This window comes from Rhodosalinus halophilus (assembly GCF_003298775.1).
Taxonomy (GTDB): Bacteria; Pseudomonadota; Alphaproteobacteria; order Rhodobacterales; family Rhodobacteraceae; genus Rhodosalinus; species Rhodosalinus halophilus.
Genome location: NZ_QNTQ01000005.1, coordinates 172,781 through 195,953, shown reverse-complemented (window position 1 = coordinate 195,953; position 23,173 = coordinate 172,781). Strand labels below are relative to the sequence as shown.

The window sequence follows — 23,173 nt, the reverse complement described above, 5'->3', positions numbered from 1 at the left end:
GTGACCCCCGCCGTCGCCCGCAGCCACGCGGCGCTCTGCGCCGCGCTGGCGCTTCTGCCTGTCGTCTGGGCGCTCGACCTGCCGCAGATGGCGGGCATGCTGCTTTACCCCGAGCAGGTGGCGGGCGTGCTCTTCGGGCTGGGCGCGGCGGGAGTGTTCCTGAAGGGCCTGGGCGAGCGGACCGGCGCGGCGCGGGCGCTCGATGCGCTGCTGCTGCTCGCCTCGGTTTGGGTGGCCGCGCACATCTACCTGCGCTTTCCGGTGCTGTCGGAGGGCGCCTTCTTTCACCCCGAGGAGTCGCTCGCGCTGGGTATCGGCGTCGCCGTCGTGGGAATCGAGGCGCTGCGCCGCGTCGCGGGCTGGAGCCTGATCGCGATCCTGGCGCTCCTGGTGCTCTACGCGCTCTTCTCCGACATGGCGCCGGGGCGGCTGGAGGGGCGGCCGATCCCGCCCGCCGACATCCTGCGCTTCATCGGCACCGATTCGAATTCCACCCTTGGCGCACCCCTGCAGGTGGCGGCCTTCATCGTGGTGCTGTTCATCCTCTTCGGGCGGCTTCTGGTGGTCACGGGCGGGGCGGAGGTGCTGACCGACGCCGCGCGCAGGCTTGCGGGCGAGCGGCGCGGGGCCACGGCCAAGATGGCGGTGATCGCCTCGGGTTTCATGGGCTCGATCTCGGGCTCGGCGGTGTCGAACGTCATGTCCACCGGCGTCATCACCATCCCCGCCATGCGGCGCGCGGGCTTTCCCCCGCAGAAGGCCGGCGCGATCGAGGCGGTGGCCTCCACCGGCGGGCAGATCATGCCGCCGGTGATGGGGGCGGCGGCCTTCCTGATGGCGGAGTTCCTGCGCCTGCCCTACCAGGCGATCATCCTCGCGGCGCTCATCCCCGCCGCGCTCTACTTCTATTCCGTCTACCTGCAGATCTCGCTCGTCGCCGAGCGGGACGCGCTTGGGACGGGCGACGAGAGCGCGGCGAAGCTCTGGGGCGAGATCCTGCCGCATACCGTGATCGTGCTGGCGCCCATGGCGATGCTGCTGGTCGGGCTCTTCGCCTTCAACATGCCGGCGGGCAAGGCCGTGGTCTGGGCCAGCGGGGTGCTGATCGTCGTGGGGCTTCTGGATCTCGGTCGGCGCGGGCGCATCGGCTTCGGCGACATCGCCCGCGCGGTGGTCGAGACGGGCGCCGCCTCGACCCAGATCCTGCTGATCTGCGCGGTGGCCGGCATGATCATCGGGCTGCTGTCCTCCTCGGGGCTGTCCTTCGGTCTGACCTTCGTGCTGCTGGAGCTGGGCAAGGGCTCGCTCCTGCTGCTCCTGCTGCTGACGGCGGGGGTGTCGATCATCCTTGGCATGGGGCTGCCCACCACCGGCGTCTACCTGCTGCTCGCCACGCTCGCCGCGCCGCCGCTGGTGCAGCTTGGCATCGGCGGGATCGAGGCGCATTTCTTCGTCCTCTACTTCGGCCTTCTGTCGATGATCTCGCCGCCCGTGGCGCTTGCCTCCTTCGCCGCCGCCTCGGTCGCGGGCGGCCCGGCGATGCGCACGGCGGTGGAGTCGGTGCGCTTCGGCTGGATCGCCTTCATCCTGCCCTTCGTCTTCGTCTATCAACCGGGGCTGCTGATGCAGGGGACCTGGGCGGAGATTCTCGTCATCACCGCGAGCACGCTGGTCGCGATCCCGCTGGTGACCGCCGCGCTCGCCGGCTACGGGCGGCGGCGGCTCGCCCCGGTCGAGCGCGGGATCGCCGGCGCGCTCGGCGTCTTGGCGATCCTGCCGCATACGACCACGGTCCTGACGGTGGCGACCGCCGCCGCCTCGCTCGCCGGGGCCGCGCTGATCGCCGCGCATGTGATGGCGCACCGGGGCACGGCCTCGGCGGCAGCAGAGTAGGGGCCTGGGTCGAGCCGCTACGTCGGCAGATGCAGCGCGATCAGCGCCTGCCGCCCTCCGGCGAGCGCCGAAAGCGCGCCGTCCATCGCCGCCGGGATCTCGTCGAGACTGCGGACGTCCCAGGCCTCGGCCCCGTGCGCGCGGGCGATGGCGGCGTGGTCGAGCGAGGGGGAGAGATCGGCCAGGAACATGCCGTCCTCCGCCGCCGAGGCGCCCTGCGGATACATCGCGAGCGTCGAGTTGCGCACCGCCCCCCAGCGGCGGTTGTTGAAGATCACCGCCAGCACCGGCAGCCCATGCACCTCTGCCGCCCAGTGGCAGGCGGAGGGGTTGTTGAACATGTAGGCACCGTCGCCCAGCATCGCGACGACCGGGCCGGTAAGACCCCCCTTCTTCATCCCCAGCGCCGCGCCGAAGCCCCAGCCAAGCCCGCCCGCGGGGCTGAGACCGTGCACCGAACCGGGCCGGGTGAACCGCCCCTGCGGGATCTGGAAGGTGTATTCGTTGGTGACGGTTGCATCCGCCGGCAGGCATTCCGCGAGCGCGCGGCTGGCCGAGGCGGCGGTGAGTTCCGGCCCGGCGCCCGCCGCGTCCAGCGCCGCAATGCGCCTGGCGCGCAGGTCGGCAAGCCGCGAGCGCCGCGCCTCGACCCGCGGGGCGGCGTCGCCCACCGGCCCCGCGGCCTCCATGAGCGCGCGCAGCACCGCCGCGGGAGCCGCCTGAATCGCGCCCTCGGCCGGAAAGCTCCGCATCGGGTAGCCGAGGTAGAGCGGATCGAGCCCGATCTCCCAATGCGTCACCTCCGCCGCGGGCGCGGCGACCTTCGGGATCCAGGGCACGTCGCAGGCCACGGTCAGGATCAGGTCGGCGGCCCCCAGCAACTCCCCCGGTTCGTGGCCCAGATGCATGGGGTGGTCGGAAGGAAAGCACATGCTGCGGGCGTTGAAGGGGACCACGGGCAGCGCCCAGCGCGCCGCCAGGTCCTCCAGCGCCGCCACCGCCGCCGGGTCGCGGCCAAGGTTCTGCGTGACCAGCAGCGGCAGATCGGCCCGGCGCAGCGCGCCGGCCAGCCGGTCCACGGCGTCAGGATCCGGGGCAGGGGGCGCGACCGGGGTGGGCCGCCGGCGCGGGCGCGACGGCACCTCCTCCGCCAGCACCTCGCGCGGCAGCGAGAGATAGACGGGACCGGGCGGCGGGGCCTGCGCGGCCTCCAGCGCGCGGGCGAGCGCCGCCTCGGCCTGATCGCCGCGGCGCAACTCGTAGTCCCATTTCACCGCCTCGCGCAGCTGGCTCGCCTGATCGAACATCTCCTGCGCCCAGTGGATGAAGCGCGAGCGGCTGCCGGGCGGCTCGGGGTCCTCGCTGACCGGCGTGCGCCCGGCGGTCAGCAGCATCGGCACCTGGTCGCGCGCGGCGTTCATCGCGCCCGCGACCATGTTGGAGGTGCCGACCGAGACATGCACCATCACCGCCTGCGGCGTCCCGGTGACCAGCGCGTGACCATGCGCCATCGCCACGGCGAGGTTCTCGTGCGGGCAGACCAGCGCCTCGGGCAGGTCCCAGCCGCGCTGCGGGGCGCGCCCGTAGGCTTCGGCGATGGAGGGAAAATCGGTGCCGGAGGTGGCGTAGATCACCTCGACGCCGAAATCGGCCATGGCCGAGAGATAGGTCTCGGCGGCGATGAGGGGGGGACCGTCAGTCATGGAAAAAGACGGGACCGCGGCGCGCGCCGCGGTCCCCGATGCGTCAGCTTGCGGTGTCGTCGCAGGGATCGGCCGGGTGGCTGTCCATCAGCTTCCACTCGCCGTTCTCGATGGTGATGACATAGCCGGGCAGCTCCGCGTCACCACCGGCGAAGCACAGGTTCTCGCCCAGCACGCCCGAGAAGGTGACGTCTTTCAGCCCCTCGCGGATAGCCAGGCGCTCTTCCTCCAGCTTCGCGGGATCGCCGGTGATGCCCTGTTCCTCCATCACCTTGGCGAAGAGATGGACGGCATCGTAGCTCTGCGCGTCGGAGTGATGCGCGCCCAGCTTGCGGATGCCCATCTCGGCCGTGGCCTCGATGAACCTGGCGTCGAACTCGGCCGCCTCGGGCGAGCTGTCCTTGTGGAAGCCGGCCATGAAGGTCGTGCCCTCGGCCAGATCGCCGAAAAGCTCCAGGATGTTGGGGTCGGAGAAGACCTGGCTGCCGATCATCCGGCCGTCGAAGCCCTGCCGCTTGAGCTCGCGGATGGTCTTGGCCGCGTTCTCGGGCAGACCCGCGACCGCCACGAGGTCGGGGTCCGTCTGCACCACGGGCGCGATCTGCGGGGCGAGGTCGAAGCTCTTGTAGGTGATCGCCACCGGCTCGCCGTGCGGGATGCCGTAGGCCTCGAGCAGGGCAGGGTAGAGCTGCGTGCCCACCACGTTGGCGATCCGCTCGTCCGAGACATAGACGATCTCGGCCGAGGCGCGCGGGATGTCCATCTTCTCCAGCGTCTCGAGCAGACGGGTGAACTGCTTGCCCTCGTCCTCGGTGATCCGCCAGGCCCATTCCTTGCCGTCGGTCAGCCCCGGCGCGGAGGAGGCGTTGGACATCATCACCAGCTTCTCGCGCTCGGCCACGTTGAAGGCCACCGCCGCCTCGCCGGTCGAGAAGGGGCCGATGATCGCCAGCACGCCCTCGTCCTTGGCCAGCGTGCGCGCCCCCAAGGCCGCCTGCTTGGGGTCCGAGGCGCTGTCGAAGCGCACGATCTCGAGCGGCTTGCCGTTCACGCCGCCCGCGGCGTTGATCTCTTCCACCGCGATGTCGATGGCGGCGATCGAGGGCTCGCCCGGCCCCTTCAGCGGGCCGGAGCGCGGCACGATATGGCCGAGCTTGAGCGTCTCCTGCGCCGCGGCCACGCCGGCCCAGGAGATCGCCGCCGCGCAGGCGGCAAGGAGCGTCGTCTTCATCCTCATGTCACAGCCTCCACTGTTGGGTTCTTGTCATTGTCCCTCATGCCGCGTCTTCGGCATTGCCGAGGTAGGCCTCGACGAGGCTCGCGTCGGCGGCCAGCTCTTCCGCGGTGCCTTCGGCGCGCAGCGCGCCCAGTTCCAGAACGTAGCCGCGCGAGGCGACCTCGAGTGCCATCTGAGTGTTCTGCTCGACCAGCAGGATCGACAGGCCCTGCGCGTTGAGCTCCGCGATCAGGTCGAACAGCTGGTCCACCACGATGGGCGACAGGCCCAGCGAGGGCTCGTCCAGCATCATCAGCTTCGGCCGCGCCAGCAGCGCGCGGCCCACCGCCAGCATCTGCTGCTCGCCGCCCGACAGGACCGAGGCCGGGGCGTGCCGCCGCGCCTCGAGGTTGGGGAAGCGGTCGAAGATCTCCTCGGCGTCGCGCGCGACCTCCGCGCCCGACCGGGTGTAGGCGCCCATCAGCAGGTTTTCCTCGACCGAGAGCGAGACGAAGATCTGCCGCCCCTCGGGCACCAGCACCAGCCCGTCGCGCACCCGCTGCGAGGCGCCGCGCCCGGTGATGTCGCGGCCATTGAATTGGATCGTGCCGCCGGTGGGCTTCTCCGCCCCCGCGATGGCCTTCAGCAGCGAGGACTTGCCGGCGCCGTTGGCCCCCAGCACGGTCACGATCTCGCCCTCACCGACGGTCAGGCTCACGCCCTTGACCGCGTGCGTCGCGCCATAGCGCAGGTCGAGGCCCGCCACCTCAAGCAGCATTGGTGGCCCCCTTCCTGCGGTGGCCGAGATAGGCCTCGAGCACCGCCTCGTCCTCGCGCACGCCGGCGGCCGTGCCGTCATAGATCAGGCGGCCGAAGTTCATCACGGTGACATGTTCGCAGAGGCTGTTGACGAAGGGCATGTCGTGCTCGACCACCAGAAGGGTGACACCCCGCGCGCTCACCTCCATCAGGAAGTCGCGCAGCGCCGCCGTCTCGGTCGGATTGAGGCCCGCCGCCGGCTCGTCGAGCAGCAGAAGCTCGGGCTCGGCCATCAGGGCGCGCACCACCTCGATCTTCTTGCGGATGCCGTAGGGCAGGTTGGCCACCACCTGCCCCGGATAGGCATCGAGCCCGAAGGCGTCGAGCAGGTCGAGTGCCGCGCGCCGCTCGCGCGCCTGGGGCAGAAGGCCCACCGGCTTGAGCTGGCCCAGCAGCCCCTGCCGCGCGTGCTGGCCCAGCATCACGTTCTCGACCACAGACAGGTGAGGCATCAGGCGGATGTTCTGAAAGCTGCGCGCCATGCCCATCGCGATCCGCCTGCGCGAGGGCACGCCGGCCAGGTCGCGGCCGTTCAGCTTCACGGTGCCTTCGTCGGGCGGAAAGACGCCCGAGATCACGTTGAAGAGCGTCGTCTTGCCCGCACCGTTCGGCCCGATCAGTGCGTGCCGCGCACCGCGCGCGACGTGAAAGCTCACGTCCTGCAGCACCACGACCCCGCCGAAGTGCTTGCCCACGCCGTCGAGCTCGAGGATCGGATCAGGCATCGCGCGCCCGCGGGCTGAGCCGCGCCCGGATCCGATCCACCGCGTCGCGGGTCACGATCCCCTCGGGGCGCAGGATCATCATCGCGACGATCAGCACGCCGAAGATCAGGAAGCGCCAGTCCTCGCCCATCCGGAGCGCCTCGGGGATCAGGGTGAAGAAGCCCGCGCCCACCAGCGGCCCCCAGGCCGTCTGCGTGCCCCCGATCAGCACGTAGAGCAGCACGAAGATCGACAGCAGCGCGTTGAAATACTGCACCTCGACGAAGCCGAAGTAATAGGCGTAGAGCGCGCCCGAGAGCCCCGTGATCGCGCCGCCCAGGGCGAAGGCCGCGACCTGCACCGCGCGGTTGTTCACCCCCATAAGGTCGGCCACCGGCTCGTCGTCGTGCACCGCACGCATGGCAAGGCCCATCGGCGTGGACATCAGGTAGAAGACGAAGAGGATGACGCCCAGCGTGGCCCAGATGATCGCCCCCGTCTCGATGTAGTCCGACATGATCAGGCCCATCGACCCGCCCAGGTAGTTGGAGTTCAGCACGATCCCGACCACCACCTGCGCGAAGGCGAAGGTGGCGAGCACCATGTAGACGCCCCGGGTTCTCAGGATCGGAAAGGCGATCAGGAAGCCGATCAGCCCGCCGATCACGGTGGCCGCCGCGATGGCCGCCCAGATGCCCAGCCCGAATTCCAGCGACAGGATCGCTGCGCCGTAGGCCCCGATGGCCTGGAAGCCCGCGCCGCCCAGGTTCAGCTGCCCCGCCGCGGCGGTCACGAAGATGCCGTAGGCAAAGATCACGTTGATCCCCAGGATCGCGATGACACCCGACAGGTATCCCGACATCAGAACTTGCCCTTGCCGATGGCGTTGTGCCCGAAAAGCCCCTTGGGGCGGATCAGCAGGATCACCAGCAGCAGGCCCCAGATCGTCACCTGCGCCGAGGTCGCGCCGAAGAAGTAGATCGAGAAGGTCTCGGTCAGCCCCACAATCAGCCCGCCCGCGACCGCGCCCCAGACCGAGCCCAGCCCGCCCAGCACCATGCCGGCGATGGCCTTGGTGCCCACCTGCTCGCCCATGAAGGGCGAGACCTCGCCGTAGTTGACCGCGAAAAGCGCGCCGGCCAGCCCGCAGAGAAGGCCCGTCATGATGAAGACGATGGGCACGATGCGGTTGACCTCGACCCCCATGAGCACGGCGGTGTCGGGCTTTTCGGCCGTGGCGCGCAGGGCGCGGCCCAGCTTGCTCCGCGCAAGCAGCACCGACAGCCCGGCCACGATAGCCAGCGACACGATCAGCCCCACGACCTGCGGGATCGAGATGACGAGGCCCGCGACGCGCCAGTTCAGATCGCCGAAGGGGGTGTGAAAGCCGCGCGGGTCCGAGCCGTGCGCGATCAGGATCATGTATTCGAAGATCAGCAGGAACCCCAGCGACGAGACCAGCGGGATCGCATGCTCGGTGGCGTCGCCGTGTTTCGCCTTGAAGTAGCGATAGGTGAAGCGCTCGACGATCAGCGAGGCGACGATGGCGCAGAGGATGCCGATGGCCAGCGAGGGGATCCAGCCCAGCGGTTCGGACATGCCGAAGGGCAGCCCGTAGAAGGACACCGACCAGCCGATCATGCCGGCGAGCATGAAGAGCGTCGGAATCGTGAAGTTGAGGAAATTCAGGATGCCGATGGTCAGCGTGAAGGCCACCGCCACCGCCACGTAGATGCCGCCCAGCATCAGCCCGTTCAGCACCTGCTGCACGATCAGCATGTCGCCTGCACCTTGCGCATTCTGACCTCCCCGCGGCGCTCTGCCGCTTGTCGTTGCCTGCATCGTTCACATCGCCCGCCAACTTGTCCAGACAATTTTTCCTTTGACACCGCCGGGCCGGAAAATACGATCGCCCGCGATGCAGGCATGATCAGGGCGGAGGCAGGGGGCGATGGCGCAAGGCGACGAACAGGTGATCGTGGTGGGGGCGGGGCCCGTGGGCCTCGTGGCGACGGTGTCGCTGCTGAGCCGGGGGATTCCGGTGACGCTGCTCGAGGCGACCTCTGACCTCGCCGAGGATCTGCGCGCCTCGACCTTCCATCCGCCGACGCTCGACATGCTCGACCGTTTCGGCGTGACCGAGCAGCTGATCGCGCAGGGGCTGATCTGCCCGCACTGGCAGTTCCGCGACCGCAAGGAAGGGGTGATCGCCACCTTCGACCTCGGCCTGCTGGAGGGAGAGACCAACCACCCCTACCGCCTGCAGTGCGAGCAGTGGAAGCTGACCCGCGCGCTCCGCGCGCTGGTGGACGACCACCCCGACGCCGACCTCGTCACCGACATCCGCGCCGACGAGATCGCGCAGGACGAGGATGGCGTGACCGTGGGCGCGGTGCGCGAGGACGGCAGCCGCGAGAGCTTCCGCGGGCGCTTCCTGATCGGGGCGGACGGCGCGCGGTCGGTCGTGCGCAAGGCGCTGGGCGTCAACTTCGAGGGGATGACGATCCCCGAGATCTTCCTCTCGCTCTCGACCCATTTCCGCTACGACCAGGCGATCCCGGATCTCGCCAATATCGCCTATGTCTCGGACCCCGAGGAATGGCTGGTGCTCCTGCGGACGCCCAGCCTGTGGCGCGTGCTGCTGCCCACCGACCCGTCGCAGACCGACGCGGAAATCCTCGACCCCGAGCACGTCGAGGCGCGGCTGCAGGCGGTGCTGCCCAAGCCCGGTCGCTACGACGTGGTGCACAAGACCGCCTACCGCGTGCACGAGCGGGTGGCCGAGGCCTACGTGCAGGGCCGCATCTTCCTCGCCGGGGACGCCGCGCATCTCAACAACCCGCTGGGCGGCATGGGGATGAACGGCGGCATCCACGACGCGATGAACCTGACCGAGAAGCTGGAGGCCGTCTGGCACGGCGCGGAGCTTGCCGCGATGGGCCGCTACGAGCGCCAGCGCCGCAAGGTCGCGCTGGAGACCGTGCAGGCGCAGGCGCTCAGGAACCGGCAGATCCTCAACACCACCGATCCCGAGGAGCGCCGCCGCTTCCACGACGAGCTGCGCGCGACGGTGGCGGACCCCGCCCGGCACAAGGCCTATGTCATGCGCTCCTCGATGATCCAGTCGCTGCGCGATCTCGAAGAGGTGGCCTGAGCGCCTGCGCGGGTATCGGGGTTTGCCATCGGCGGATCGTGCGGTTATCGCACGGTAGCCACCAGGAGGCGGCGCCTTTCGGGACGGGGGTGATGGGGCAGGAACGCAGGACCGCGCGGTATCAGGAGATCCTGGACACGCTGCGCGGGCGCATCGGTCGCGGCGAGTATCCCGTGGGTGGCAGCCTGCCGTCGGAGGCGGAGCTCTGCCGCGAGTTCGGAGCCAGCCGCTTCACCGTGCGCGAGGCGCTGCGACGGCTGCAGAACGAGGGGCTGGTCGCGCGACGGCAGGGCGCAGGCAGCACCGTGATCCGGCAGAGCGCGCGCGGCGCCTTCGTGCAGAGCTACGGCACCATCGACCAGATCCTGCAGTTCGCGCGCGACACCGACTATCGGCTGATCTCCTGCACCGAGGAGCGGATCGACGCGGAGCTGGCGGCGCGCATCGGCGGGACGGAGGGCGAGGTCTGGACCTGCCTGCGGGGCCTTCGCCTGCAGCGCGACACCGGCGAGGCGCTGGCGCTCATCGAAAGCTACGTGCCGCCCGCGCTGCGCGCCCATGCGGCGGAGATGGAGGCGCTGAAGCCGCCCTTCTACCCCTTCCTCGAGGAGGCCACCGGCGAGCGCGTGACCGAGATGGTGCAGGAGGTCGCGGCGGGCGAGATGCCGGCCCCCGTGGCGCGCGCGCTTGGCTTCGAGGAGGGGGCGATCACGCTCTGCATCCTGCGCCGCTACGAGACCGCGCAGCGGGTGCTCATCGCCTCGTTCAACTGGCATCCCGGCCGGGATCGTTTCGTCTATCGCTCGCGTCTGACCCATGCGGGGCCGCCCGAAGGCTGAGGGGAAAGGGGGGCTGTCTGCCCCCCTCTGCCGCTGACGCGGCATTCACCCCCCGAGGATATTTCTTCCCAAGAAGAAGGACCGGGCCCTTGTCGCGCGGGCCGCGGGACGCAGGGTGCCCGCCGGGGCAGGCGGTCTCTCAGATGTGCGCGGCGTGGTGCTGAAGGTACCACTCTGCGATTTCCGCGCGGGTGGTCCACCAGACATCGTCGAACTGGCGCGCGTAGTCGAGGAACTGGGTGAGCGCGCGCATCCGGAAGGGTTGCCCGATGACATGCGGGTGCAGCCCGATGCACAAGTGCCGTGCGCTGGTCGCCGCCTCCCTGTAGAGCCAGTCGAACTGTTCGCGGAAGACCGCGAAGCCGCCGTCGGCGTCCTTGCCCTGTCGCATGAAGACGGTGAAGTCGTTGACCTCGGAGGTATAGGGGATCGAGACGATCGGGGTGCCCGAGCGGGTCTGCACCAGGTAGGGCTGGTCGTCGTTCAGCAGGTCGCAGGTGAAGATCAGCCCTTCTTCCGCGATGAGGTCGACCGTGGCGGGCGTGCAGCGCAGGCTGGAGGAGAGCCAGCCCTTCGGGTCCCGGCCCGTCGTCTCGCGGTAGACGCGGAGGGTCTCGCGGATCACCGCGCGCTCGGCCTCCTCGTCGTCCTGGTAGTCGGTGAGCAGCTCGTTCTGCTCGTAGTTGTGGGGGACGATCTCCCACCCCTTCTCGACGGCGTAGTCCACGACCTGTCTGCGTTCGAGCGCCATCTTGGCGTTCATCGTGCAGGAGGGCGGCACGCCGGCGGCCTCGAAGGCGTCGAACATGCGCCAGACGCCCACGCGCTGGCCGTATTCGCGCCAGGTCCAGTTGGGGTTGTCGTAGGTGCGGCCCGTCAGCGTGCCGCCGACGATGCCGGGGCCGCCGGGATAGATCACGCGGTCGGTGTCCTTCACCGGGTCCCAGTATTCGAAGTTGATCGTCAGGATCACGGCAAGGCGCTTGCCGCCCGGCCATTCCAGGCGCTTGCGGTGGGGCAGGGGGACGAAATCGTAGTGCATGGGCGGCGCTCCTATTCCGCGGCGCGGTCGGCCGGGTCGGCCCAGCGGCGGTCGAAGTCCCAGACGTCCTCGAAGCCCAGGGTGCGGCAGAAGGCGTCGAAGTCGTGGAGCGGCTGCTCGGTGACGATGCCGCGGGATTTCAGTTCCGCGTAGCCGCGTCGCAGCGCCTCGCCCGCGGCGAGAAAGCCCAGCCCCGGATGGATGGCCAGCGCGAAGCCGATCTCGCGCAGCTCTTCGGCGGGCAGCACGGGCGTGCGGCCGCCGGCGACCATGTTGGCCACCAGCGGCCGGTCGATCTCGGCCGCGATGCGCCTGAGTTCCCCCTCGTTCTCGGGGCTTTCGACGAAGATCAGGTCGGCGCCCGCCTCGGCGTAGGCCGCGGCGCGGCGCAGCGCCTCGTCGAGGCCCAGCGCGGTGCGGCTGTCGGTGCGGGCGATGACGAGGAAATCCTCCGAGTCGCGGGCTTCGAGCGCGACCCTGATCTTGTCCACCATCTCGTCGGCCGCGATCACGCGCCGGCCGTCGGTGTGGCCGCATTTCTTGGGGAATTCCTGATCCTCGATCTGGATGCCCGTGACGCCCGCGCGCTCGTAGCCGCGCACGGTGTGGCGCACGTTCAGAAGACCGCCGTAGCCGGTGTCTGCATCCGCGATCACCGGGGTGGTCGTGCCCTCGACGATCGCGGAGACGCGCGAGAGCATGTCGGTGTAGGTGGCAAGCCCGGCGTCCGGGAGGCCCAGGTGCGAGGCCGCGACGCCGTAGCCCGTGACGTAGAGCGCGTCGAAGCCCGCCCGGTCGGCGATCAGCGCCGAGATCATGTCGTAGACGCCCGGCGCGAGGACGAAGCCCCCCGAGCCGAAAATCCTGCGCAGCCTCGGGTCGGCCATCACTGTCCTCGCATCGCCTGAAAACTTGTCCAGACAAGTAGCCGGAGGCAGGCGGGAGGTCAAGCGCCGGCGATTTGTCCGGACAAGTATTGACAAACCGGCTCGTGCGTTTCCTACTCGCCGCGAAGGCAGCAGGAGGACCGGGGCGATGTCGAAGGATGCGCTGGGATGGCGGTGCAAGTTCGCGGTGGTGGCGCCCTCGACCAACACCATCGTGCAGCCGGACATGGACGATCTGCGCGTGGAGGGCGTGACCAATCACTACGGGCGCATCTACGTCCCCAACATGAAGGTGACCGACGACGAGAGCTTTGTCGAACTGGTCGAGGCGATCGGGCGCACGCTCTACGAGGCCGTTGACCGCTGCATGACCTGCGAGCCGGACTACCTGATCATGGGCATGTCGGCGCTGATGTTCTGGGACGGGCGCGAGGCCAGCGAGAAGCGGATGCAGGCGCTGTCGGAACATTGCGGCGTCGGCGTCTCGGCCGGCAGCTTCGCCTGCGAGGCGGCGCTCAACCTCTACGGCGTGAAGCGGATCGCAGTGATCTCGCCCTATTTCCCGGTGTCCGACAGGAACGTTACCCGCTTCTTCCAGGACTGCGGCTTCGAGGTGGCGAAGTTCCGCGGGCTGAAGTGCCCATCGCCGGTGGCCATCGCCCATGTCCAGCCGGAGGAGTTGCGGCGGGTGGTGCAGGAGATGGACGACGACAGCATAGAGGCCTTCGTGCAGGTGGGCACCAACCTCTCGATGGTGAAGCTCTGCAACGACATGGCGGAAGAGCTGGGCAAGCCGATGATCCCGATCAACGCGGCGACCTATTGGCATGCGCTGCGCGCCAACGGAATCATGGACCAGTTTCCGGGCCACGGGCCTCTTTTCGAGCATCACTGAAGGGGGCTGGGCCATGTTCGACCTTCCGATCACGCCCGCGCCGCGCGTGCAGGGGCTTGTCGCCGGCAAGGCGTCGCCGGGCGGCGGGCCGGAGCTGCCGGTCTACTACCCCGGCACGGGCGCGCAGGTCTCGGTCCTGGTGGAGGACGGACCCGAGGCGGTGGCCGCGGCGGTGGAGGCCGCGCGGCGGGCCTTCGACAACGGGCCCTGGCCGAAACTCTCGACCGACGCGCGGATCGCGGTGCTGGAGCGCTGCCGCGAGGCGATCCTTGCCAATGTGGACGAGCTCGCGCGGCTGGAATGCGTGGCGACGGGCCTGTTGATGCGCGAGCTGCGCGCGATGCACATGAAGCGCGCGGCCTACAACTTCCGCTTCTTCGCCGACTACATCAGCCAGACGGCGGGGCAGCGATACGACCAGACCGCGGGGTTCCTGACCACGGTGGCGCGCGACCCGGTGGGGGTGGCGGCGCTGATCGCGCCCTGGAATGCGCCCGTGGCGCTGGCGACGATGAAGATCGCGGCGGCGCTGGCCTTCGGCAACACCGCCGTTCTGAAACCCTCGGAGCAGACGCCGCTGGCGCTCGCCCGTGTGGTGGAGCTCTTGCAGGAGGTGCTGCCGGAGGGGGTGCTGAACCTCGTCAACGGACGCGGGCCGGTCACAGGCGCGGCGCTGGTCGAGCATCCGGGCGTGGACCTCATCAGCTTCACCGGCGGCACCCAGACGGGGCGGCAGATCATGTCGGTCGCGGGCCGCAACCTGGTGCCCTGCACCATGGAGCTGGGCGGGAAATCCGCCAACGTGGTCTTCGCCAGCGCCGATCTGGACCGCGCGCTCGACGGTGCGCTCATCGGCATCTTCGCCAACAACGGGCAGCAGTGCCTCGCCGGCTCCCGCATCCTCGTGGAGCGGCCCGTCTTCGAGGAGTTCACCGGCCGCTTCGCCGAGCGCGCGGCGGCGATGCGGGTGGGTGATCCGATGGACGAGGCGACGGAGCTTGGCCCGTTGGCCTCGATGCCGCACATGAACCGGGTGCTGGGCTTCGCCGAGACGGCGCGGGCCGAGGGCTGCCGGTTCCTGACCGGCGGCGCGCGGCGCGAGGACCTGGGGGAGGGCTATTACGTCGCGCCCACGGCCGTCGTCGCGCCGTCCAACGCCGCGAAGGTCGCACAGGAGGAGATCTTCGGCCCCTTCGCGACCTTCCTGCCCTTCGACACGCCGGAAGAGGCCATCGCGATCGCCAATGACTCCGCCTACGGGCTGGTGGCCTACGTGTGGTCAGATCACCTGCCCACCGTGATGACCATGACCGAGGCGCTGCGCGCCGGCGTCGTCTGGGTCAACACGCCGATGATGCGCGAGCTGCGCGCGCCCTTCGGCGGCTACAAGGCCTCCGGCGTGGGGCGCGAGGGCGGGGCAGCCTGCGAGGCGTTCTACACCGAGGAACGCACGGTCACGATCCCCAAGACGCCCGCGCCGCTGCCGTCTCTGGGCGCCTGAGCGGGCCCGCGGAACACGGACCGTCGCGGGCACGTTGCGCCGGAAGACCGGGGCGGCGCCGGCCGCCCTGCCGACGGCGCAAGCGAAACGGAGGCCCGCCATGGAGATCACCGACCTCAAATCCCTTTATGTTTCCGAACTGCAGGAGGCCCGCTCCTGCGAGGCGCAGATCGCCGACGCCTTCGAGGCGCTGGGCGCCAAGGCGAGCGATCCCGCGCTCAAGGAGCTCCTGCACGCCGAGGTGCCCGAGGCCGCGGGCCACCGTGACCGCGTGGGCGAACTGGTCGCCGCGCACGGCGAGGAGCCGGTCGCGCATGACGATCAAACCATGCGCACCCTGCTCGCCGAGGCGGACCGCTGGGCGCGCATGATCGGCGACGACGGCGCGCGCGACGCGGCTCTGATCGCCTCGGCGCAGCGCGTGCAGCACTACGAGATCGCGCTCTACGGATCGCTCGCCGCCTGGGCCAAGCAGCTCGGGATGAGCGACCTCGACACGCTTCTGAAGATTCTCGACGAGGAGAGGGCGGCGGACGAGCGCCTCACCGAGATCGCCAAGAGCGCGGTGAACACGCAAGCTGTCGCCTGACAGCGGCAGGACACCGTCGCCTCCGCTTCGGCCCCAACCGGCCTGCGCCGCTGCGGCCCGATCGCAGCGGCGCGCATTGACCCGCGTCAAGGCCCGCGCCGCGCATTGATGTTGGTGTTCACCTGGCGGCGAACAGGCCCCGCCGCAGCGGACGGAGGACAGCATGACAGAACAGGAGAGGCCTGCGGCCGCCGGGCTCCCGCACGATCGGCTCCGGCGGCGCTACGATCCCGGCGCGCTTTCGTTCCGCACGACGGCCGAGCTCGACGGGCTCGCGGAGTTGGTGGGTCAGGACCGGGCGCTCGACGCGATCCGCCTCGCGGCATCCATCCCGCATTCCGATTTCAACCTGTTCGTTCTTGGGCCGCAGGGCAGCGGGCGGCATTCGGCAGTGCGGCGGCTGCTCTCGCAGCGGGCGGAGGAACGCGCCGCCCCGGACGACTGGGCCTATGTCAACAACTTCGACACCCCCCACAAGCCGGTCGCCCTGCGCCTGCCTGCTGGCCAGGCGCATCCGCTCCGGCGGGCCATGCAGGGGCTGGTGGACGATCTCGCCAGCGACATCCCGGCGCTCTTCGAATCGGACGAGTATCAGACGCAGCGGCGCGCGATCGACGAATCCTATGCCGAGCGGCACGAGTCCGCGATGCAGGCGTTCGCCGAGAAGGCGCGCGCGCAGAACATCGCGCTGCTGCGCACGCCGATGGGCTTCATGCTCTCGGCGGTGAAGGACGGCGAACTGGTCAAGCCCGACGACTACCAGAAGCTTCCCGAGGACGAGCGCGAGGAGATCGACCGCAAGATCGCCGCGCTTCAGGAAGAGCTCTCGGAAGTCCTGCGCGAGGCCCCGCGGATCGAGAAGCGCCACCGCGAGGAGGTCGAGGCGCTCAACGCCTCGATGGCCGAACGCGCCGTCGATGCGCGCGTGGCCGAGGTGACGGCGGAGTTCGGCCATCTCGAGGCCATCCGGCGGTTTCTCGACGCGGTGCGCGCCGACATCGTCGAGAACGCGGAACTCTTCCTCAAGGCTGCGGCGCAGGCCAACGAGGGGCCGTTTCCCGGCGCGGTACGCCGCGCGCACCGCGAATCGGTCTTCGACCGCTACGCCGTCAACGTGATGGTCGGGCAGGAGGCCGACGCCACGGCGCCCTTCGTGGAAGAGGCGCTGCCGACCTACGACCGGCTCGTGGGCCGGATCGAGCACGTCTCGCAGATGGGCTCGCTGGTGACGAACTTCACCATGATCCGGCCCGGCGCGCTGCACCGGGCCAACGGCGGATACCTGCTGCTGGACGCGCGGCGGGTGCTCTCGGAGCCCTACGCCTGGGACGGACTCAAGCGCTGCCTGAAGAGCGGAGAAATCACCATCACCTCGCTCGCGGAGCGGCTGAGCCTGATGTCCACCACCTCGCTCGAACCCGATCCGATTCCGCTGGACATCCGGGTGGCGCTCGTGGGCGAGCGGCTGATGCACGCGCTGCTCGTGGCCTTCGACCCGGATTTCTCGCAGCTCTTCAAGCTGCAGGCCGATTTCGAGGATGCCGTCGACACCGGCGACGAGGCGGTGGACGCCTTCGCCCGGCTGGTCGCGGGCCATGTGCGCGAGGCCGGGCTGCGGCCGCTCACGGCCGAGGCGGTCGCGCGGCTCATGGAAGAGGCCGCGCGCCTCGCCGGCGACACCGAGAAGCTCTCGCTTCGGCTCGAGGCGCTGTCCGATCTCGTGCGCGAGGCGGACCACTACGCCGGCGACCGCGGCGCCGAGGAGACCGGGGCCGAAGACATCGCCCGCGCGGTGGATGAGGCGGAACGCCGCGCAGGCCGGTTGCGCGACCGGATGCAGGAGGCGATCCGCCGCGGGACGGTGCTGATCGACACCGAAGGCGGCGAAGTGGGCCAGGTGAATGGGCTCTCGGTCATCTCGCTCGGCGGCTTCGCCTTCGGCAGACCCTCGCGGATCACGGCACGGGCGCGCATGGGCACCGGCAAGCTGGTGGATATCGAGCGCGAGGTGGAGCTTGGCGGGCCGCTGCACTCCAAGGGTGTGATGATCCTCTCGGGCTACCTGACCTCGAACTACGCGCTCGACGCGCCCTTCTCGCTGCATGCGAGCCTCGTCTTCGAGCAGAGCTACGGCGGCGTCGAGGGCGACAGCGCCTCCTCGGCGGAGCTCTACGCCCTGCTGTCCGCGCTGTCCGACCTGCCGATCGACCAGGGCTTCGCCGTCACCGGCTCGGTCAATCAGCGCGGCGAGGTGCAGGCGATCGGCGGGGTGAACGAAAAGATCGAGGGCTTTTTCGAGACATGCCGCGCGCGCGGGCTGACGGGAACGCAGGGCGTGCTGATCCCGGAGTCGAACGTCCCCCACCTGATGCTGCGCGACGAGGTGGTGGAGGCGGTGCGCGCGGAGCGGTTCCGCGTCATCCCGGTGCGCACCATCGACGAGGGGATCGAGATCCTGACGGGCGTGCCGGCAGGCGCGCGGGATGCCGACGGGCATTACCCCGAGGACAGCGTCAACGGACGCGTCGAGGCGCGGTTGCGGGCCTTCGCCGAGGCGCGGCGCGCCTATGCCGCGCGGCCCGGAACGCAGGGGGCGGAGCGATGACGACCGCGTTCAGGCTGACCGTCTGCGCCGGCAGCTTCGAGGACGCCCGCCGCGCGCTGGCGCTGCTCGAACGCATGACCGACCTGCCACTTGCCGAGATCGCGGGCGTGCTGCTGGAGGATCCGCGCCATGCCGAGGCGGCGGCGCTCCCGCATCAGCGCCTCGTGACCTTCGGCGGCGGGCTGACGACGGCGCCCAGCCCGGCCGCGCTCGCGCAGCGGGCAGCCCGGGACGCGGCGGCTTTCCGCACCGATCTCGAGCGGCTGGCGGCCGCGCGGCGGGCGGCCTGGCGCTTCGAGCGTCGCTCCGGCGCGCTGGCCGCGGCGCTTGCGGATGCCGAAGAGATGATCCTGCTGGCGCATGCCGGCGCGCTGCGGCCCTCGCGGCGGGTGGTCCTGATCGCGCCGCCCGGCGGGGCCGGGGCGGGCTGGCCATTGGCCGAGGCCCTTGCCCGCGCCATGGGCGGGCATGTCGAGGAACTTCCCGCGCCCGAAGACGCGGAGGGGCGCGAGGCGCTCGTCGCACGAGTCGGCCGCATGAGCGCGGCCGCGCTCGTCGTGGCGCGCAGTCCCGACGCGCCCTGGCCGGCCGAGGCGCTCGAGCCGCTGGTCGAGGCGGCGCGCTGCCCCGTGCTTCTGACCGGCACCGGCTGAGGCGCTGGCGTCGGGACGCGCCGCGCTCTACAGCGTGCCGGACGGTCACGGCAGGACGGGCGTTCGGCATGGAGGACGGTTTGCTGCTCGCGTTCCTCGCCTTCGCGGCTGGGGGCGTGCTCAAGGGCGCCATCGGCGCGGGCGTTCCCGTGATCGTGGTGCCGATCATGGCGCTCTATCACGGCGTGCCCTTCGCCGTGGCGGTCTTCGCGCTGCCGTCCCTTCTCTCGAACGGCTGGCAGGCGTGGCGCTATCGCGCGCATCTCCTGCCGGCGCGCTTTCTTCTTCTGCTCACTGCGGGCGCCGGTCTCGGGGCCGCAGTGGGATCGGTGATCCTGGCGGCGCTGCCCCCGGAGGTCTTGATGGGGGTCGTGGCGGCGACGACGCTGCTCTATGTCGCCTTCCGGCTCGCGCGGCCGGACTGGGTGCTGGACCGCAGGCTCGCGGACCGGCTGGTGCTGCCCGCCGGGTTCACGGCCGGTATCATGCAGGGTGCGGCGGGCATCTCGGCGCCGGTTTCCATCACCTTCATCAACGCCATGCGCCTGCCCCGCGAGGCCTTCATCGCCACGATCTCGGTCTTCTTCCTGTCGATGTCGGCGGTGCAGATTCCGGCGCTGTGGAGTCTCGGCATCCTCACGCCCGACCGGCTGGGGCTGAGCCTCGCCGCCTGCGTTCCGCTCTTCGCCGGCATGCCGCTCGGCAACCGGCTCGCCCGCTTCATGGCGCGCGAGACCTTCGACCGGATCGTGATGGCGCTGCTGGTCGTCATCGCGGCGCGGCTCGCCTGGGCGGCCTTCGCCTGACCCCGAAAAACGAAGGCCCCGGCACGGGTGAGGTGCCAGGGCCGGAAAACCGCTACTGCCCGTCAGGGCGCAGGGGTTCAGCTTCGCTGCCGTTCAGAGCAGCCCTTCGCGCTGCGCCTTCTTGCGCGCCAGCTTGCGAGCGCGGCGGATGGCCTCGGCCTTCTCGCGCGCGCGCTTCTCGGACGGCTTCTCGAAATGTTGCCGAAGCTTCATCTCGCGAAACACGCCCTCGCGCTGGAGCTTCTTCTTCAGCGCGCGGAGCGCCTGATCGACATTGTTGTCGCGAACGCTGACCTGCATGTAGGGGTCACCACCTTTCCGTCTGAAGTTTGGCTTCCTGTCGAAGGCCGCTGGTTAACAGGGTTTTGGGCCTATGTCCAGCCAGGGGGGCACGATGACGCCGATGATATACGGGGCCTACGGGTTCACCGGACGGCTGATCGCCGAAGAGGCGGTCCGCCGCGGCCTGCGCCCGGTCCTCGCGGGGCGCGACGCCGACAAGCTCGCCGCGCTGGCCGACCGGCTGGGCCTGCCGCACCGGGCCGTGGCGCTCGACGATCCGGCCGGCCTGCGCGCGGCGCTCGAGGGGTGCGGCGCGGTAATCCACGCCGCCGGCCCCTTCGCCGACACCTCCGCGCCGATGGCCGACGCCTGCATCGCGACCCGGACCCATTACCTCGACATCACGGGCGAGCCCGGCGTCTTCGCCGCCTTGCGCGCGCTCGGCCCGCGGGCCGAGGCCGCGGGTGTCGCGCTCCTGCCCGGCTGCGGCTTCGACGTGGTGCCGACCGATGGCCTTGCGGCGATGGTCGCACGGCGCTGCCGCGGGGCGCAGCGGCTCACGCTGGCCTTCGCGGGGATCGACACGCCCTCTCGGGGCACGCTGCGCACGGCGGCGCGCAACCTCGATGCGTCCGCGCTGGTGCGCAGGGCCGGTCGGATCGAACGGCGCAGAGGCGGTCTTTCGGCGACGCTGGATTTCGGCGACGGCCCGACGCGTGTGGTCGCCACGACCTGGGGCGACCTGGAAACCGCCTGGGACAGCACGGGCATCCCGGACATCGAGGTGTTCATGGCGCCTGCACCGGGCACCGCGGCGCTCTTTCGTCTTCCCGGCCCGCTGCGGCGTCTCGTCGCGCGCGCGGCGCTCTCGGAGCGCGGGCTCGCCCGCAGGCCCGAGGGGCCGGACGCCCGGACGCGGCGGACGGCGCGCGCCCGGGTCTATGCACGCGCCGAGGGGCCGGGCGGCGTCGCCGAACAACGGCTGGAGGTCTGCGAGCCCTATGCCTTCACGGCGCGCTCGGCGGTGGAGATCGCGTGCCGCGTCGTCGCGGGCGCCGCTCGGCCTGGCTACCGAACGCCCTCTCAGGCGTTCGGTGAGGGGCTGGTGCTGGACATTGCCGGCACGCGCCTGCTTGAATGATCCGGGTTGGCCCGGGCCGCTCGGATGCCTGGCTACACGACGGAACAGCGCGAGGAGAGAGCCGATGCCCGCCGAGACTTCGCCACCCACCGACCGCGAGGCGCTGCTCGACGCGGCGCTGATGCATGTCCCCTTCGACGGCTGGTCCGAGGCCGCCTTTCGCGCGGCGGTGCGGGACACCGGCATTGACCCGACGCTGGCCCGCGCGCTCTTTCCACGGGGCGCCGTCGATCTGGCCGTCGCCTTCCACAAGCGGGGCGACGCGCGCATGGCCGAACGGCTGGGGCGCGCCGACCTGCTGGGGATGCGCACGCGCGAGCGGATCGCCTTCGCGGTGCGCGTGCGCCTCGAGGTCGCCGGCGACAAGGAGGCCGTGCGCCGGGGCGTCACGCTCTTTTCGCTGCCGCCCTACGCGCCCGAGGGCGCCCGGCTGATCTGGGAGACGGCCGACGCGATCTGGACGGCGCTCGGCGACACCGACCGCGACTTCAACTTCTACACCAAGCGCGCGACGCTGGCGGGAGTCTATTCCTCGACGGTGCTCTACTGGCTGGGCGACGACACGCCGGATTCCTCGGCCACCTGGGCCTTCCTCGACCGGCGGATCGAGGACGTGATGCGCTTCGAGAAGGTGAAGGCCAACCCCGTGATCAAGAGGGTTTTCGCGGGGCCGGAATGGGTGCTAAGCCGCATGCGCGCGCCCCGCGCGCGCGACGCCACCGACATGCCGGGCCGCTGGTCCCGCCCGTCACCGCAGGAGTGAGCCCATGAGCGAGAGCACCATGCGCGCCGTCGAGATCTCCGAGCCCGGCGGCCCCGAGGTGCTGCGCGCCACCGAGCGCGCGATCCCCGAACCGGCTCACGGTCAGGTGCTGATCCGCGTCGCCTACGCGGGCGTGAACCGCCCCGACGCGCTGCAGCGCGCGGGCGCCTACGCGCCGCCGCCGGGGGCGTCCGACCTGCCGGGGCTGGAGGCCGCGGGCGAGATCGCGGCCGTGGGTCCGGGCGTGGACGGTTGGGCCGTGGGCGACCGGGTTTGCGCGCTGCTGCCCGGCGGCGGCTATGCCGACTACGCGGTGACGCCGGCCGCGCACTGTCTGCCCGTGCCGCAGGGGCTGGGGCTGAAGGAGGCCGCCTGCCTGCCGGAGACCTTCTTCACCGTCTGGTCCAACGTCTTCATGCGCGGGGGGCTCGAGGCGGGCGAGCGGTTCCTCGTGCACGGCGGCAGCTCGGGGATCGGCACCACCGCGATCCAGCTGGCCCACGCCTTCGGGGCGCGGGTCTTCACGACGGCGGGCTCCGACGAGAAATGCGTCGCCTGCCTGCAGCTTGGCGCGGAGCGGGCCATCAACTACCGCGCCGAGGATTTCGTCGAGGTGCTGAAGGCCGAGGGCGGGGCGAACCTGATCCTCGACATGGTGGGCGGCGACTACATCGCGCGCAACCTCAAGGCGCTGGCCGAGGAGGGGCGGCTGGTTCAGATCGCCTTCCTGCAGGGGGCGAAGGCCGAGATCAACTTCGCCCCCCTGATGCTGAAGCGGCAGACGATCACCGGCTCCACGCTGCGCCCGCAGTCCGATCTTGCCAAGGCGCGCATCGCCGAGGGGCTGCGCGCGCAGGTCTGGCCGCTGCTCGACGCGGGTCGGGTCGCGCCGGTCATGGACTCCGAGTTCGCGCTCGAGGATGCGGCCGAGGCGCATGCTCGGATGGAGAGCTCGGCGCATATCGGCAAGATCGTGCTGCGCGCCGCGGGCGGATGAGCGGCGCGGAGGAGGGGGCGCCGCCGGCGCGGCGCACGCCGCTCGACCTGCTGCACGACTGGGCGGTGCGCGACAGCTTCGAGACGTTCCGCGACCGCATGGCGCGCGCCATGCTCTTTCCCAAGAAGGCCGATCTGCGCCGCTGGGCCTGCGCGCGGGCGCGCGAACGGCACGGGGCGGGCGGACTCTACGCCGAATTCGGCGTCTGGCGCGGGCATGGCGTGAACCTTTTCGCCCGGGTGCTGAAAGGGACCGGCGTCACGGTCTGGGGCTTCGACAGCTTCGAGGGGCTGGAAGAGGACTGGACCGGCCACCCGCGCGGTGGCCAGGCGGGGCGGTTCTCGACCGGCGGCGCGCTGCCGGAGGTTCGCCCCAACGTCCGGCTCGTCAAGGGCCGGGTGCAGGACACCGTGCCGGGGTGGCTGGCCGAGCGCGAGGGCCCGGTCGCCTTCGCCCATCTCGACCTCGACACCTACACCCCCACCCGCTTCGTTCTCGAGGCGCTGCGCCCGAGGCTCGTGACGGGCAGCGTTCTGGTCTTCGACGAACTCTACGGCTACCCGGGCTGGCGCGAACACGAATACCGGGCGCTGGTCGAGGTGCTGGGCGAAGAGGGCTGCGACTTCCTCGCCTTCTCGGAGCAGGCGGTCGCGCTCGAGATCGCGGAGCCGCGCTGACGGCCGC

At 70.6% G+C, this 23,173-nt stretch carries 22 protein-coding genes; 13 read left to right on the top strand and 9 right to left on the bottom strand.

Features of this window, described 5'->3' with window-relative positions; all coding sequences use genetic code 11:
* Positions 1 to 1,893 carry a TRAP transporter permease gene (locus DRV85_RS06160; protein WP_158540110.1) on the top strand — a complete coding sequence of 631 codons (1,893 nt, stop codon included), beginning with the start codon at positions 1 to 3 and terminating at the stop codon, positions 1,891 to 1,893.
* A 17-nt stretch (positions 1,894 to 1,910) separates the two neighbouring features.
* Here the strand turns inward: DRV85_RS06160 and DRV85_RS06155 are convergent, their stop codons facing one another.
* The 6 genes from DRV85_RS06155 to DRV85_RS06130 are packed head-to-tail and all read right to left on the bottom strand — an operon-like array spanning position 1,911 to position 8,114.
* Complete coding sequence (locus DRV85_RS06155) at positions 1,911 to 3,596, bottom strand: thiamine pyrophosphate-requiring protein (RefSeq protein WP_113288565.1); 1,686 nt, start codon at positions 3,594 to 3,596, stop codon at positions 1,911 to 1,913.
* Between the two features lie 43 nt (positions 3,597 to 3,639).
* On the bottom strand, positions 3,640 to 4,827 hold the full coding sequence (locus tag DRV85_RS06150; protein ID WP_233495413.1) for an ABC transporter substrate-binding protein: 1,188 nt from the start codon (positions 4,825 to 4,827) through the stop codon (positions 3,640 to 3,642).
* Positions 4,828 to 4,870: 43 nt separating this feature from the next.
* Positions 4,871 to 5,587 (bottom strand): ABC transporter ATP-binding protein, encoded by a 717-nt coding sequence (locus DRV85_RS06145; RefSeq protein ID WP_476705475.1) that lies wholly within the window; start codon positions 5,585 to 5,587, stop codon positions 4,871 to 4,873.
* Positions 5,580 to 6,356, bottom strand: coding sequence for an ABC transporter ATP-binding protein (locus DRV85_RS06140; protein WP_113288562.1), 777 nt, complete (start codon positions 6,354 to 6,356; stop codon positions 5,580 to 5,582). Before DRV85_RS06140 ends, DRV85_RS06145 begins: the two co-directional genes overlap by 8 nt.
* Positions 6,349 to 7,197 carry a branched-chain amino acid ABC transporter permease gene (locus DRV85_RS06135; RefSeq protein WP_113288561.1) on the bottom strand — a complete coding sequence of 283 codons (849 nt, stop codon included), beginning with the start codon at positions 7,195 to 7,197 and terminating at the stop codon, positions 6,349 to 6,351. The genes DRV85_RS06140 and DRV85_RS06135 overlap by 8 nt, the downstream gene beginning before the upstream one ends.
* Positions 7,197 to 8,114, bottom strand: coding sequence for a branched-chain amino acid ABC transporter permease (locus DRV85_RS06130; RefSeq protein WP_113288560.1), 918 nt, complete (start codon positions 8,112 to 8,114; stop codon positions 7,197 to 7,199). The genes DRV85_RS06135 and DRV85_RS06130 overlap by 1 nt, the downstream gene beginning before the upstream one ends.
* 172 nt (positions 8,115 to 8,286) lie before the next feature.
* Here DRV85_RS06130 and DRV85_RS06125 point away from each other — a divergent pair, with 172 nt between their 5' ends.
* A complete protein-coding gene (locus tag DRV85_RS06125; protein ID WP_113288559.1) occupies positions 8,287 to 9,489 on the top strand; it encodes an FAD-dependent oxidoreductase in 1,203 nt (400 codons plus the stop codon).
* A gap of 92 nt (positions 9,490 to 9,581) precedes the next feature.
* A complete protein-coding gene (locus tag DRV85_RS06120; protein ID WP_113288558.1) occupies positions 9,582 to 10,328 on the top strand; it encodes a GntR family transcriptional regulator in 747 nt (248 codons plus the stop codon).
* 139 nt (positions 10,329 to 10,467) lie between these two features.
* Here DRV85_RS06120 and DRV85_RS06115 read toward each other — a convergent pair whose 3' ends face one another.
* A complete protein-coding gene (locus DRV85_RS06115; RefSeq protein ID WP_113288557.1) occupies positions 10,468 to 11,370 on the bottom strand; it encodes a polysaccharide deacetylase family protein in 903 nt (300 codons plus the stop codon).
* Between the two features lie 11 nt (positions 11,371 to 11,381).
* Positions 11,382 to 12,257 (bottom strand): isocitrate lyase/PEP mutase family protein, encoded by an 876-nt coding sequence (locus DRV85_RS06110; RefSeq protein ID WP_113288556.1) that lies wholly within the window; start codon positions 12,255 to 12,257, stop codon positions 11,382 to 11,384.
* Positions 12,258 to 12,405: 148 nt separating this feature from the next.
* Between DRV85_RS06110 and DRV85_RS06105 the strand changes: the two genes are divergently transcribed.
* The 6 genes from DRV85_RS06105 (at position 12,406) to DRV85_RS06080 (ending at position 19,306) form a co-directional block, all read left to right on the top strand.
* Positions 12,406 to 13,152, top strand: coding sequence for a maleate cis-trans isomerase family protein (locus tag DRV85_RS06105; protein ID WP_113288555.1), 747 nt, complete (start codon positions 12,406 to 12,408; stop codon positions 13,150 to 13,152).
* 13 nt (positions 13,153 to 13,165) lie between these two features.
* Positions 13,166 to 14,653, top strand: coding sequence for an aldehyde dehydrogenase (locus DRV85_RS06100; RefSeq protein WP_113288554.1), 1,488 nt, complete (start codon positions 13,166 to 13,168; stop codon positions 14,651 to 14,653).
* 100 nt (positions 14,654 to 14,753) lie between these two features.
* Positions 14,754 to 15,242, top strand: coding sequence for a YciE/YciF ferroxidase family protein (locus tag DRV85_RS06095; RefSeq protein ID WP_113288553.1), 489 nt, complete (start codon positions 14,754 to 14,756; stop codon positions 15,240 to 15,242).
* Between the two features lie 163 nt (positions 15,243 to 15,405).
* Complete coding sequence (locus DRV85_RS06090) at positions 15,406 to 17,847, top strand: Lon protease family protein (protein WP_113288552.1); 2,442 nt, start codon at positions 15,406 to 15,408, stop codon at positions 17,845 to 17,847.
* Positions 17,844 to 18,500 (top strand): hypothetical protein, encoded by a 657-nt coding sequence (locus DRV85_RS06085; protein ID WP_113288551.1) that lies wholly within the window; start codon positions 17,844 to 17,846, stop codon positions 18,498 to 18,500. Before DRV85_RS06090 ends, DRV85_RS06085 begins: the two co-directional genes overlap by 4 nt.
* Positions 18,501 to 18,568: 68 nt before the next feature.
* Positions 18,569 to 19,306 carry a sulfite exporter TauE/SafE family protein gene (locus DRV85_RS06080; protein WP_113288550.1) on the top strand — a complete coding sequence of 246 codons (738 nt, stop codon included), beginning with the start codon at positions 18,569 to 18,571 and terminating at the stop codon, positions 19,304 to 19,306.
* A gap of 93 nt (positions 19,307 to 19,399) precedes the next feature.
* On the opposite strand, the gene rpsU is transcribed toward DRV85_RS06080, so the two are convergent.
* Positions 19,400 to 19,606, bottom strand: a complete 207-nt coding sequence (rpsU, locus tag DRV85_RS06075) for a 30S ribosomal protein S21 (protein WP_057812606.1) — start codon at positions 19,604 to 19,606, stop codon at positions 19,400 to 19,402.
* Between the two features lie 94 nt (positions 19,607 to 19,700).
* Here rpsU and DRV85_RS06070 point away from each other — a divergent pair, with 94 nt between their 5' ends.
* The 4 genes from DRV85_RS06070 (at position 19,701) to DRV85_RS06055 (ending at position 23,166) form a co-directional block, all read left to right on the top strand.
* Positions 19,701 to 20,729 carry a saccharopine dehydrogenase family protein gene (locus DRV85_RS06070; RefSeq protein WP_113288664.1) on the top strand — a complete coding sequence of 343 codons (1,029 nt, stop codon included), beginning with the start codon at positions 19,701 to 19,703 and terminating at the stop codon, positions 20,727 to 20,729.
* Positions 20,730 to 20,793: 64 nt separating this feature from the next.
* Entirely contained in the window at positions 20,794 to 21,492 is a 699-nt protein-coding gene (locus DRV85_RS06065; protein WP_113288549.1) for a COQ9 family protein, read from the top strand.
* A 4-nt stretch (positions 21,493 to 21,496) separates the two neighbouring features.
* On the top strand, positions 21,497 to 22,489 hold the full coding sequence (locus DRV85_RS06060) for an NAD(P)H-quinone oxidoreductase (RefSeq protein ID WP_113288548.1): 993 nt from the start codon (positions 21,497 to 21,499) through the stop codon (positions 22,487 to 22,489).
* Positions 22,486 to 23,166 (top strand): class I SAM-dependent methyltransferase, encoded by a 681-nt coding sequence (locus tag DRV85_RS06055; RefSeq protein ID WP_113288547.1) that lies wholly within the window; start codon positions 22,486 to 22,488, stop codon positions 23,164 to 23,166. Before DRV85_RS06060 ends, DRV85_RS06055 begins: the two co-directional genes overlap by 4 nt.
* Positions 23,167 to 23,173: the final 7 nt, after the last annotated feature.